Below are 13,531 nucleotides of genomic sequence, written 5' to 3' on the forward strand. Positions count from 1 at the left end.
TGGACATCAGTGCGGTCGACGGTGATAATGCACTGAATATGCGAACGAGAGAAAGAGACGCTATGGACGTCGATGCCATCGTTGCCGAGATGACGCTCGAAGAAAAGTGCGCGTGCCTCACCGGTGTCGATTACTGGACCCTTGGCGGCTGCCCGAGGCTCGGCGTCGAGCCGATCCTCGTTGCCGACGGCCCTCATGGCTTGCGCAGGCAGTCGGGCCCTTTCGACAATCTGGGAATCGCCGAAAGCGATCCTGCCGTGTGCTTTCCTACGGCGAGCGCCTCGGCGTGCTCGTTCGACGTCGACATGGTGCGCAAGATGGGTGAAGCCATTGCCGAAGAAGCTCGCGATCAGGGAGTTTCGATTGTGCTCGGACCTGGGGTCAACATGAAGCGCAGTCCTTTGTGCGGACGTAATTTCGAATACTTCAGCGAAGATCCCTTTCTCGCTGGAGAGCTTGCGGCGGCCTACATCGAAGGGGTTCAAAGCCATGGAGTCGGTACATCCCTCAAGCACTTTGCGGCCAACAACCAAGAAACGAATCGCTTGATCGTCGATTCGGTGGTGGATGATCGCGCGCTGCACGAGCTGTACCTCGAACCGTTCAGGATCGCAGTCGAGCGCGCGCAACCTTGGACCGTCATGACGGCGTACAACCTGCTGAACGGAACGTATTGCTCGGAAAACCGGTACCTGATGGAGGAACTCGCCCGCGAAGCATGGGGTTTCGAGGGTGCGTTCGTGACCGATTGGGGGGCCGAAAACGACAATGGGAAAAGCCTTCAGGCGGGACTCGATCTTGTCATGCCCGGTCCCCGCCCTGATTATCGAAGGAGCATCCGATCTGCGGTCGAAGCGGGCGATTTCGAGCGCGACCAGCTTGACGATGCGGTTCGCCGTGTGCTCATGCTGCACGTCCGGCACATCGAGGGAAAGAAAAAGCAGCATCGCCGGCTCAATCCCTCAGAGCGGCTTGCGATCGCCCAAGAGGTGGCGGAGGCATCGGCGGTTCTGCTGAAAAACGAAGGCGCTCTTCCGATTTCCCGCAGCGATTCGGTCGCCCTCATCGGAGCGTTTGCCTGCGAGCCGCGCTACCAAGGGGCGGGATCCTCGAAAATCAATCCCGTCTCTTTGGCGTGCTCCCGTGATGCTTTTGCCGAGTGCGGTGTATCCTGCCAATACGCGGCAGGATACGATCATCGCACGGGGGCGACAAGCGAAGCCCTGCTTGCGGAAGCCGCCGCGGCAGCACGAGCTGCCGAAGTTGCGGTCGTGTTCGTGGGCCTGACCGATGCTGCGGAGGCGGAAGGATTCGATCGGACGGACATGGCGCTTCCCGAAGGCCACAACCAGTTGGTTTCCCGCGTTTGCGCAGCGAATCCTCGGACCGTGGTGGTCGTTCAGGGCGGGGCGCCCGTTGAGATGCCGTGGAGATTCGAACCCCAGGCGATCCTGCTGAGCTATCTGGCGGGGTGCCAGGGCGGTGCGGCGACCGCATCGATATTGCTCGGCGATGTCAATCCGTCGGGAAAACTCGCGGAAACATGGCCGATGAAACTCGGCGATGTCCAAAACGCCTCTTCGTATCCATCTTCCGGACGTCAGGCGCTTTACCGCGAGAGCATCTATGCCGGCTACAGGTACTTCGATGCTGCGGAAGTCGAGCCGGCCTATCCGTTCGGCTTCGGGCTATCGTACACCTCGTTCGAGTACTCCCGCTTGCTCGTCGAGCGCGATGGCGAGGGGTTCGCGATTGCCTGCGCGATTCGCAACAGCGGGGGTCGTGCGGGAAAAGAGGCTGTTCAGCTCTACGTCGCCCCCGTGTCGCCCGGCGTGTTCAAAGCGCCTCAGCAGCTTAAGGGGTTCGCGAAGGTTTTTATCGATCCAGGGGAGGAGCGCACGGTTTCCTTCTTTCTCCCGCGGCGTGCGTTTGCGCACTACGATGCCCGCACGAAAAGGTGGGATGTCGAAGCGGGCGAGTATGAGATTCGGGTATCGGCATCGAGCCGTGACGTTCGCCTGCGCAAGCGCATCGTCGTTTCAGGGTCGGCGAAGCGTTTCGACCACGCGCCCGAATCCTACCGCGACGTTGCGGCTGCCTCTTTTTCCGACGAGGCTTTCCGGGAGCTTTACGCGCGGCCGCTTCCGAAGGTTCTCACCGCCATGCGGCCTTATACGGTCAATGCGACGGTCGGGGATTTGAAATCGTCTCTTATCGGGCGCATCGTGCAGTGGGCGTTGCGCCGCGAGCTCAAGTTCCTCGTTCCCGACGATGAGGAAACGCGTGCCGCGTTCGACCGGGCGGCCATGGACACCCCGCTGCGTGCTGTTGCCATGTCGGGCATCGATATGGGCGTTGTCGAAGGAGTGGTCGATATCCTTAATTACCGCTTCATCCGGGGGGCGAGGCGGCTGCGCGCTGTTAACCACGCCGCGAAAAAGGCTGGTAGCCAACATTTTGGACGCAAAGCCTGAACGGGGTGAAACGGAGTCGCGATGGCGGGTCCCGCATGCGTTGCGGTAGGTCGGTGGGTTTTCTGGAGCGTTCTCCGTTGTCGGAATGCGGGCTATATTCCAAGCGGTTCCGCAAATGGCGGTTGCCGTCGGCGTCGCCCGCTCGATGGGCGCGGGTGCAGCCAGGTGCATGCGCGTCGACTTGGGTGCGCGCGTGGGGATCGGGGAATTGACGTACGCGTGCGGAGGCGTCCTGGGTTGGCGTGCATGAGGGGATGGAGCGCCAAGGAGGGTGCATGCTGCAGGCGTGACAGCGGAAACGGCGAAAATGGTTGAAAAATTGACTTTGGGCAGTGATAATCGCGATAATCGGTAGCCGGTTTCGCCGAGCCGATGAAAACGCGCAGGTCATGTGAATCCGTGTCGCTCGCCTTATTGCCCAAACTGTATTTTTCAGCCAGTTTGACGAAATCCTCTGTCAAAGCCTTGCCTCCATCTCGTCCACCTTCCGTTGCCCGCTTTCTGCCCGCCATTCTGCCCCCGTCATCCGTCTCGGGCGTTTCGCTGGCTGCGGGCGCATCTGCATGCTCGGCGCATCAAAACCTGATATCTCGGCGTATACTGGTAGCTCCTGGATGGAGGATAGTGGCGGAAACGATGATCGGGGGTAGGGAGTGTGCCGTAGCAACAGGCCGAAAAGCGGGGGCAGGCTGCTTGCTTTTTTCGGATTGGGCTTTTGGCAGGCGTGGTGGATGATCGCCATGTGCACCGATGCCCTGCTTCCCGATCCCTTCGAAACGCCGTTTCCAGTCAGTTTGACCGTTTTGCTGCTTGTTCTCAGCTGTCTCGGCTATCTGGCGGTAGTGCTTGCACGGGAAGCGGGCCTTGATCGGCTGCTCGGCAAACGAGGCATCCTCGCCCTGACGGCTGCGCTTGCCGTCGGCGGTTCGCTCGGAATGGGCATCGTCGCTCACTCCGAGCTGCTCGGTGCGCTCGGGGGGCTTCCGTTCGTCGTGACGGCCGCCGCATTCTCTCTGGGCAATGCGCTTCTGCTCATTACGTGGGGATCGCTTTGGAGTACCCTTGCAACCGGATACGTCGGAAGGCTGCTCTGTGCGTCGTATACGGCGGCGTTTGCGATCTTCTTCGCCGTGCGCGCGTTGCCGCTCGGCGCGGCTGTTGCGGTAAGCGCGTTGCTTCCGCTTGCTTCGCTGGCGGGTTACCTGTTCGCCTGCGCCGCGCCCCGGCGCAGGCCCCTTGTGCGCAAGCCCCCTTCGTGGTCTGAGCTTCCCGTCGGGAAGGCTCTCGTAGCGCTCGTTGCGGCAAACTTCGTATGGGGCATTTCGCAGAAATACCTTTACGCGGGGGCGGGCGGCGAGGCGGATCTTTCGTTTGCGTTTGCCGCCTTATGCCTGTTGGTTTTCACGGCGTACATGTTCGTCGTGTCTCCGACCGACGAGCCGTCGGCCCTTCTGCGTCCGATCGTTCCCGCGCTTGTGTGCGGCATAGCGCTTATGCAGGTGTTTCCTCCCGAAGACATGTTTCTTGGGGAAGGCATCATGATCTACGGCGGCTACTGCCTCGATATGCTCGTCATGCTTGCGGCATCCGATATCGCGTTCAGGATGCGGGGTTCGGTGGTCCGCATCTTCGGCATCGCATTGTTCGCCGCCCGCCTCGGATCGCTTGCCGGAACCGTGGTGGGCGAGTGGTGTTTTGTGCTGGATCCCTCTGACGTTTCGGTTGCCATGCTCTGCATCGTCGTGCTCGTTGCGGCAGGGATGCTGCTGTTTCCGCAAGGCGAGTTCAGCCGGTTCTATCATGTGCGGGCCGAGCCCGCAGCCGACAGCTTGTTCGATCGGAAGTGCGTGGCGCTCGCCGAAATCTACGGACTGACCGAACGCGAGCAGGAGGTACTCGGTCTGCTCGCCCGAGGGCGAAGTGCGCCGTTCATCGCCCAGGAACTTTCGATTGCGCTTGGCACGGCAAAGAACCATATCAGCAACATCTACCGAAAGATCGGCGTGAACGATCGCCAAAGCCTTCATAACGTAATTGAGCGAGAGAGGGGCTGAGGGCGCCCGTTGGGAAAGGATGGCGTCTCTCGTTTTCCGCAATCCCCTTGCCGGAAGGCGAACAAAATCTGCGAGTATGCGTAGGCTGTCCTCAAGCCCCCAGTTCAAAGGCACTGTGACGTTTCGCACTAGAGTCGTTTTCCCCGATTCGTGACGAAACGGTGCATGTGCGCGCATCCTCCCGATGCTATGTATAGACGAAGACGGGGCAAGATAAGGGAATCCCCGTCGGACGGCTGCCGTTTCGTCCACGGCCGGCCGCCCCAACGTCAAGGAGGGCATGAAATATGGGCAATCAGGAAACAAGCGGTATTTCCAGGAGAAGCTTTATCGCGGGAGCTGCAGCTACGGGCGCTTTTGCGGCTGCTGCCGGATTGATGGGATGTTCGCCTCAGGCGACATCGGGTCAGGATTCGGCATCTGCGGCCGATGCGAACGCGGGCTCGGGATCGCAGGGAGCCGCTTCTGCGGGGCATTCGTGGGATGTCAAACCCGATCCCATCCCCGAATCGGATATCGCCGAGACCGTCGACGTGGAAGTTCTGGTTATCGGTGCGGGCAACGCGGGTGTCGCGGCGGCCTGCTCGTCGGTCGAGAAGGGCCTTAAGGTAACCGTCATCGAGAAGACCACGACGGTGAACGGTCGCGGTGGCGGCATGGGGGCGTGCAACTCCCGCCTCAACAAGGAGCTCGGCTTCGAGATCGAGCCCGTGGCTGCGCAATACCGCTGGAATCGCACCTGCGGCAACCGCAACAACGAGCGGCTCGTGACTCAGTGGTTCAAGAATTCGGGGCCCGCAATGGACTGGCTGCTCGACAAGGCCGACGAGTACGGCGCTTCCTACACGCTTTACGCTGGGTACTCCCGTAGCCAGATTCTGCCCGAAGAGCCCGATTTTCATACCTTCCAGGCAGGGGATTTCGCCATGCCGGAAGAGGCTGGGTACTTCGTTCCGACGGGTCTTCTGTACCAATCGTGTCTCGATCAGGGCGTCGAGTTCCTCTTCGAACATACTGCCGAGCAGCTCGTGCAGGATTCGAGCGGCAGGGTCACGGGTGCTGTGGTGAAGGACGCCGATGGCGCCTACAAACAGTTCAATGCTTCAAAGGGCGTTGTTCTCGCTACGGGCGACATCGCGGGCGATCAGGAAATGCGCGAGGCGTATTTTGAGCCGCTGTTCGTCAACATGCGCAGCGATTACATGCCGCAGGGCGCCAACACCGGCGATGGCCATAAGATGGGCATGTGGGCAGGCGGCGTTATGCAGGACGGTCCGCTTCCCAATGCGCTGCACCCACAGGGCGGCACTATGTTCCACGGCCCTTTCATGTTCGTAAACAAGAACGGACAGCGCTACTTCAACGAGGCGAACTGGGTGCAGGCGAAATCAATTCAGACGCTCAAGCAGCCTGATCAGGTTGGATTCTCGATCTTTGACAGGAACTTCGGAGAGAACAACAAGGATAGCCTGAACTACGGGGGCGGCATGTTCTGGGACACCATGAGCCGCAGCGTGACCCAGGAGTTCGATCCCGCCGAAATAGAGGCAACCGTCGAGGCTGAAGTCGAGAAGGGCAATACCGCTTGGAAGGCTGATACCCTCGAAGAGCTTGCCGAAAAGATCGGTGTGAACAAGGAGAACTTCCTTGCCGAGGTGGAGCGTTACAACGAGATGTGCGAAGCGGGCGAAGACACCGATTTCGAAAAAGAAGCCGTATTCCTCTATCCCATCAAAGAGCCGCCTTTCTACGCCACGAAGATCGAGGCGGTCATCCTCGTATGCGTCGGCGGCTTGAAGATCAACACCGATTTGCAAGTGCTCAAGGAGGACGGCACGCCCATCGAGGGACTCTATGCGACCGGCAACACCTCGGGAGACCTGTATGCGGTCGACTATCCCATCAACATGCCCGGGAACTCGAATGGCCGATGCCTGACATGGGGGTATATGCTCGGCGACATTTTAGCGAAGAATTAAAGCCAGCTCGGAATTCTCGTTGAAAGGGTGCTTTGCGGCGCGCATGGGGTATTCGCATGCGCGCCGCGGCATTTGATGCTTTTTTGACATTCGTCTGCTATCGTTTCAACAACTGGCGATCGCGTGCGGGATCAGACGAAAGCGGGATGCATGGAAGAAAAACCCCTCATATTGATAGCGGACGACGAGCGCGATATCGTAGCCATGCTCAAGAGCTATTTCGAGCTCAAGGGGTATCTGGTTGCGACTGCTTTCGATGGCGCGCAGGTGCTCGAGCGCGTTGCCCGGCAGCGTCCCGATGCCATCCTGCTCGATGTCAATATGCCGGCGCTCGACGGGATGGAGGCGTGTCGAGCGATTCGCGATTCGGTGTCGTGCCCGATCATCTTCCTCACGGCGCGCGTCGAGGACATGGATAAGATAGACGGCTTCGCCGCCGGGGGAGACGATTACGTGACCAAGCCGTTTTCGCTCGATGTGCTCGGCGCGCGCGTTGCGGCGCATCTGGCGCGCGATCGGCGCAGGCAGGTTGCGAGCACGGTTCGCATCGACGAGCGTCTAAGCATCGATTTCGGCCGCAGGGCGGTGCTCGCCGACGGCGAGGAGGTATCGCTGACGCGCAAGGAGTACGAGATTTGCGAATTGCTCGTCAAGCATCCGAACCAGACGTTCGATCGCGACCGCATCTACGAGCTTGTATGGAAAGAGCCCGGTGACGGTTCGGTTGTAACCGAGCACATTCGAAGGCTACGGCGCGCTCTCGCCGATGCGGGCGGCGAGAAGGATCGCATCAAGACGGTTTGGGGCGTGGGATACCGATGGCAGGCGTAGGCGTGCCAAAGCGGAATGGCGCTTCCAAAGTGGTTGGAAAGCCGGGGTTGCTCCACCCGATGCAACATGTGCGGGTTTTCATGCGGTCGTGCTCCCTCAAGACGGCGTTCGTCGTCTATGCCATTATCGCCACGATCGTCGCCCTTGTCGTATCGGTGCTGGCGTCGAGCTATCTTGCGAACAGCGCGTCGACGCTTTGGAGCGAATCGCATATGCGCTCGGGCATGTACATCTACCTTGCCGAATCGGAAAAGCTCGTTCCCGCCGAATCTCTTTCCTGGTATCGGGAGGATGGCAAACCTCTGTACGTCGAGGTTTCGCCAGGCGATTCGGCCGAACCCGTTTCGGTGCGGGGGGCGGGCGAGGGGGGAGAGAACCCCGTTGTATACGACGGCCGTATTCTGACGGATGACGACATGGCTGCTGGCGCCACGGAGGATCCGATCGCTCTTTCGGATGTTCCCGAATACGATGCGCGGCAAAAAGGCCGCGAAAAGGAATCGGCGGCTTCGATGTGGCTGCCGCCGAACGAATACGGCGAAACCCCAGCCACTTCGACAGTGGCCTACTATGTGGTGTTTCGGCCGCAGGGCGCCACCTACGACGTGCTGCAACTGCTCTCCATTTTCGTGTTCCCCCTCGTGTTCGCGCTCGTGTTCATCGTCGCCGCTCGCTTGTTCTACCGAAATCACATGGGGGGCTCCATCGCATTGATGAACGATGCCGCCAACCGCATTGCCGAAAACGATCTTGATTTTCATCTTGAGTCCGACAGTGGAAACGAGCTCGGGCGCCTGGTCGTGAGCTTCGAGGACATGAGGGCCTCGCTGCTTGCGAACAGTCGGGAGCTGTGGCGAGTTATGGAGGCGCGCAGAGAGGCAAACGCGGCGTTCGCCCATGATCTGCGAACTCCGCTGACGGTTCTCAAAGGACAGCTCGAAATGCTCGTATCGTTCACCGCGTCCGGCGCTCTTTCAGCCGATCAGATCGAGGCGATGGCCCGAGCGTCGCAGAGGCAGGCCGAACGCATCGAACGCTATGTTGAAAACATGCGCGATTTGGCTCGGCTGGACGATTGCGAGATCGAGGCTGTGGATGTCGATGTATCGGAGCTTGCAGCGCGGTTGGCTGAATCGGCGCGCGCTTTGGCGGCGGAATGCGGAAAGCGCGCCGATACCGTTGCGAACGGTTTGCCTGCAACGGTCCGCGTCGATCCGAACGTTGTCGAGAGATGCGTCGGCAATCTGCTGGCGAACGCGGCTCGCTACGCGCGGTCTTCGATCGTTCTGACGATCGAAATCGAAGGAGCGTGCCTTGCGGCGATCGTCGAGGATGACGGTCCGGGCTTTTCGGATGAGGCGCTCAGGCACGGACTCGAACCCTATTTCCGCGACACGTCGCGCGATGACTCTTCGGAGCATTTCGGCTTGGGACTTGGCATCTGCGCTGCCCTGAGCGCAAAATGCGGCGGCTCGGTTTCTCTTTCGAACCGGCCGTCGGGGGAAGGCGCGCGGGTGGAAATCCGTTTTCCTTCGGTTTCCAGCCGTTGATTCTTATTTGTGATTTGCCGTTCATGATGGTTCTAGCGGAATCTCGAAAGGACGATCATGGAATACGATGGCACCCGCGGGGCACAGCGTGAAGAAGCACTTGCGGAGCATACAGCGGCGATTGCCCGATGTGCGGCGGGGCAAGCGGTCGGCAGAAGCCTTCGGGCGAAGCGCGTCGCAGTCATCGCCGTCGCGGTGATTGCGCTCGGGGCGACGATCGCATGGCTCATCTTGTACGGCGGCGATGCTTTTTCTCTGTTCACCGATGGACAGCGGCTTCAAGCTTGGGTCGATGAGCGCGGCGTGTTTGCGCCCGTGATCATGGTTTTTCTGGTAGTCGTCCAGATCGTTGTCGCCGTGATCCCCGGCGAGCCGCTTGAGCTGGGTGCGGGGTACGCGTTTGGGTTTTGGGAGGGAACGGCGCTCTGTCTTGTTGGGAGCCTCGTCGGGACCATCGTTGTCGTTGCGCTTGCGCGTACGGCTGGCATGCGAGTCTGCGAGCTGTTCTTCTCACGCGAGAAGATAGCGTCTCTTTCGTGGCTGCAGTCATCGTCTCGCTTCGAATTGCTGCTGTTCGTGTGCTTTCTCATTCCCGGCACGCCGAAGGATATCATGACCTACATTGCGGGCCTGACGCCATGCAGCGTCGGGCGCATTGCGGCGATCACGACTGTCGGACGCATTCCCTCGATCATTTCCTCGACGCTGGCTTCCGCTTTCGCGGCGCAGGGCGATTGGACGGCGACCGCCGTGGTTGCGGCGGCGACGCTTGCGCTTGTCGGCATCGGCGTTGCCGTTTACGCTGTTATCTCGAAACGCGAAAAGCAGCGGGAAGAATCCCGTGCATCGTAGCCTTCTGCCGCGGGGCTCGAAAGCGCTTCTTGCGGCCAAGTGCCTTGCAGGTGCGATCCCGAACGTAACAGACCCGAAACACGGCGCATACCGGCCCGAAACAAACCATCCGTAAACTCGAAGAACCACAGAATGCGGTGCTCTGCATCCGGCGGCATCCCGTACTGCTCCGCAAAGCCCGTCCGATCGGCGCCCGAGGAGCGATGCCTTCGGATCGGCGCGGCTGATTGGAATCGGCTTCGAGGCGCCTTCGGCGGCGCACGGCGCCAAAACGGAGCCTTCCGCATTTCGCGCGACGAGGAAAGACGAGGTGTTTTGACCCATGCGTTTAAGAGAAGGCGATATCAGGATACCCTCCGGGTGCGCCATTGCCGGGATCATGGATAGAAGTGGCGGGCTGCATGACGGAAGCGATATCCTGAAGGCCATCGCCTTGATGCACGATCGGAGCAACGGCCTCGGCGGAGGATTCGCCGCCTATGGCATCTATCCCGAATACAAAGAGCTCTATGCGTTTCATATCATGTACGAAAGCAAAGAGGCGCGAAGCGCGGCCGAATCGTACCTGGATCAGCATTTCATCAGCGAAAAGCAGGAGCGCATACCTACCGAATCGGTGCGCGGCATTCAGGATCCTCCCGACATCTGGCGGTATTTCGTTGCGCCGCATCCCGTCAAGCTCAACATGAGCGGCCTTGATGAAGCCGAGTACACGATGCAGCACGTATTCCATATCAACGCATCCATCCACGGGGCGTTCGTCGCATCGTCAGGCAAGAACATGGGAGCCTTCAAAGGCGTCGGCTATCCCGAGGACATCGGCGAGTTCTACCGCATCTGCGATTACAGGGCGTGGCTCTGGACCGCGCACGGGCGCTTCCCCACCAACACGCCCGGCTGGTGGGGCGGGGCTCATCCGTTCACGTTGCTCAACTGGTCGATCGTTCACAACGGCGAGATATCGAGCTACGATGCCAATCGCCGCTACGTCGAGCAGTTCGGCTACGAGTGCACGCTCATGACCGATACCGAGGTCATCACATATCTGTTCGACCTGCTCATTCGGCGCCATGGGTTCTCTCAGGAAATGGCGGCCCATATCATGTGCGCGCCGATGTGGGATGAAATCGACAGGATGGAGCCCGAGCGGGCGGCTTGCGAGGCGGCGCTTCGGTGCGTGTATTCGAGCGCGCTCGTAAACGGTCCCATGTCGGTGATCCTCGGCTCCGACGAGGGCTTGCTCGCACTCAACGACCGTTTGAAGCTGCGCGCGCTTATGGCGGGCGAGAAGGGCAGCATGGTCTACCTTGCAAGCGAGCAGGCCGCCATCGAGATCGTGTGCCCCGATGTGGAAAACGTCGCGCCCATCGACGGGGGAGTCCCGTTCGTGGTGCAGCTCGACGAAGTTGCGGCTCGCAAAGCGAAAGAGTCGCACGAGAACGTCCCCGCGAAAGACAGGCCGCAGGAGCACCTGACAGGCGTCATGCCCGCATCGAGCAAGAGGGAGGCCCATCATGCTTGATTGCCTGCTTCCCCGCTACAAGGTGCTGCGCGATCCCGATTTATGCACTGCGTGCGGAGTGTGCGAACGCTCGTGTGCGAATGAAGTCCATCGTATCGATGGGGAGCTCGGCCGGGTGACGGCCGATCATGCGAAATGCGTCAACTGCCAGCGCTGCGTGGTGATGTGCCCGACCCGGGCCCTCGCCATCGCCCGGTGGCCTCAGGTTGGCAACGGTTCGAACAACTGGACGCTTGCAGCCATGCAGGATATCGCCAAACAGGCGCAGACCGGAGCCGTGCTCCTCTCGTCGATGGGCAATCCGCAGCACTATCCCATCTACTGGGATCATCTGCTCTTGAATGCAAGCCAGGTGACCAATCCCCCCATCGATCCGTTGCGCGAGCCGATGGAAACGCGCGTGTTTTTGGGCAGCCGCCCCGATAAGCTCGTGGTCAACGAGCGCGAGCGCCGCATAGTCTCGCCGATGCCCCCGCAGCTCAAACTCGACATCCCCGTGATGTTTTCCGCGATGAGCTTCGGCTCCATATCGTTCAACGCGCAGAAGTCGCTTGCGATGGCCGCCGAAGAGCTCGGCACGTATTTCAATACCGGGGAGGGCGGTCTGCACAAAGACCTCGAACGATACGGCGATCATGCGGTCGTTCAGGTTGCCTCGGGCCGATTCGGCGTCGACATGCACTACCTTAATGCGGGCTCGATGATCGAGATCAAGATAGGCCAGGGCGCCAAGCCCGGCATCGGCGGCCATTTGCCGGGAGAGAAGATCAACGAAGAGGTTTCGCGAACGCGCATGATTCCGCAGGGAACCGACGCCATCTCTCCCGCGCCGCATCACGACATCTACTCGATCGAGGATTTGCGTCAGCTCGTATTCTCGTTGAAGGAGGCTACGCGCTACACGAAGCCGGTAGCGGTCAAAATCGCCGCCGTCCACAACGTTGCGGCCATCGCAAGCGGCATCGCGCGGGCAGGTGCCGATGTGATCGTGCTCGACGGGTTTCGGGGAGGCACGGGTGCTGCGCCGACGCGCATTCGCGACAGCGTGGGCATCCCCATCGAACTTGCACTTGCAGCGGTTGACCAGCGCCTGCGCGACGAGGGAATCCGCTCGAAGGTCAGCATCGTGGCCGCGGGTTCGATCCGCTCGTCGGCTGATGTCGTGCGCGCGGTCGCGCTCGGGGCCGATGCGGTGTACAGCGCGACGGCCGCGCTGATCGCGCTCGGGTGCCACCAGTGCCAGGATTGCGCAAGCGGCATGTGCAACTGGGGCATCGCGACCCAGCGCCCCGAACTCGCGAAGCGCCTCAACCCTGAAATCGGCGCAGAGCGCGTGGTGAACCTCATGCGGGCGTGGAACCACGAGATTGAAGAGATGATGGGCGGCATGGGCATCAACGCCATCGACAGTCTTCGCGGCAACCGGCTGATGCTGCGCGCCGTCGGCCTGAACGATAAGGAACTTGAGATACTCGGCGTGAAGTACGCAGGGGAGTGATGGACATGAATCGATCTTACGAAACGGTGCCACGGCGCAAAGTCTCCGACGTTTCGGTGACCTTGGGAACCGAGCATTTTACCGAAGCGAACGCGCTCGTGCGCGAAGCCCTCGGGAAAGCTGCAACCGTTGAGATACGCGAGGCTTTCGCGCAGCGCTATTTGGGCTGCGGTATGCAGGCGGGCAAGACGCTGCTGATCCACGGCGTACCCGGCAACGATATGGCGTGCTACATGGACGGTGGCGAAATCGAGGTGTTCGGCAACGCGCAAGACCAGATCGGCAACACGATGAACGACGGGCTCGTCATCGTGCACGGTCGCTGCGGCGATGCAGCTGGCTACGGCATGCGCGGCGGCAAGATATTCGTGCGCGACGGGTGCGGGTGGCGCGTGGGGATCCATATGAAGCAGTTCGAGGACAAGCGCCCCGCCATCGTCATCGGTGGCGATGCGGGCAGCTTCCTCGGGGAGTACATGGCTGGCGGCGTCATCGTGCTTTTGGGCAAACCGGGACGCTATCTTGCGACCGGCATGCATGGAGGCGTCATCTACCTGAGGCACGAGCTTGCTTTGGAAGAGGTGCCGAAAGGCCTTGTTCAAGGGGCGGTCGATGACGCCGACAAAGCGATTGTCCGTTCGCTGCTCATCGAATACAATGCGCATTTTTCAGACGACCTCGGCTACGGGGTCGATACGAGCGGCGAGGGCTTTTTCCGCCTAAGGCCCGCTTCGTTTCGCCCTTACGCGAGCATGTACGCCAACTGATTCG

9 protein-coding genes are annotated in these 13,531 nt (G+C 60.6%); all 9 read left to right on the forward strand.

The window, feature by feature from the left end; all coding sequences use genetic code 11:
* Window positions 1–62: 62 nt before the first annotated feature.
* Window positions 63–2,474, forward strand: coding sequence for a glycoside hydrolase family 3 C-terminal domain-containing protein (locus C1719_RS03870; RefSeq protein ID WP_102373880.1), 2,412 nt, complete (start codon window positions 63–65; stop codon window positions 2,472–2,474).
* Window positions 2,475–3,205: 731 nt separating this feature from the next.
* Window positions 3,206–4,528, forward strand: coding sequence for a helix-turn-helix transcriptional regulator (locus tag C1719_RS03880; protein ID WP_102373882.1), 1,323 nt, complete (start codon window positions 3,206–3,208; stop codon window positions 4,526–4,528).
* A 287-nt stretch (window positions 4,529–4,815) separates the two neighbouring features.
* On the forward strand, window positions 4,816–6,507 hold the full coding sequence (locus C1719_RS03885; RefSeq protein WP_102373883.1) for an FAD-dependent oxidoreductase: 1,692 nt from the start codon (window positions 4,816–4,818) through the stop codon (window positions 6,505–6,507).
* Window positions 6,508–6,657: 150 nt separating this feature from the next.
* A complete protein-coding gene (locus C1719_RS03890) occupies window positions 6,658–7,338 on the forward strand; it encodes a response regulator transcription factor (protein ID WP_102373884.1) in 681 nt (226 codons plus the stop codon).
* 80 nt (window positions 7,339–7,418) lie between these two features.
* A complete protein-coding gene (locus C1719_RS03895; RefSeq protein WP_180963457.1) occupies window positions 7,419–8,888 on the forward strand; it encodes a HAMP domain-containing sensor histidine kinase in 1,470 nt (489 codons plus the stop codon).
* Window positions 8,889–8,945: 57 nt separating this feature from the next.
* Window positions 8,946–9,740 (forward strand): TVP38/TMEM64 family protein, encoded by a 795-nt coding sequence (locus tag C1719_RS03900; protein WP_102373886.1) that lies wholly within the window; start codon window positions 8,946–8,948, stop codon window positions 9,738–9,740.
* Window positions 9,741–10,062: 322 nt separating this feature from the next.
* Window positions 10,063–11,262 carry a class II glutamine amidotransferase gene (locus C1719_RS03905; protein ID WP_102373887.1) on the forward strand — a complete coding sequence of 400 codons (1,200 nt, stop codon included), beginning with the start codon at window positions 10,063–10,065 and terminating at the stop codon, window positions 11,260–11,262.
* Window positions 11,255–12,760: a glutamate synthase-related protein gene (locus tag C1719_RS03910; RefSeq protein ID WP_102373888.1), complete on the forward strand. Its 1,506-nt coding sequence runs from the start codon at window positions 11,255–11,257 to the stop codon at window positions 12,758–12,760. The genes C1719_RS03905 and C1719_RS03910 overlap by 8 nt, the downstream gene beginning before the upstream one ends.
* Window positions 12,761–12,765: 5 nt before the next feature.
* The gene (locus C1719_RS03915) at window positions 12,766–13,527 is read left to right on the forward strand and encodes a GltB/FmdC/FwdC-like GXGXG domain-containing protein (RefSeq protein ID WP_102374006.1); all 762 of its coding nucleotides are present in this window, start codon (window positions 12,766–12,768) and stop codon (window positions 13,525–13,527) included.
* The last annotated feature ends 4 nt before the right edge of the window (window positions 13,528–13,531 follow it).

This window comes from Raoultibacter massiliensis (assembly GCF_900199545.1).
GTDB lineage: Bacteria > Actinomycetota > Coriobacteriia > Coriobacteriales > Eggerthellaceae > Raoultibacter > Raoultibacter massiliensis.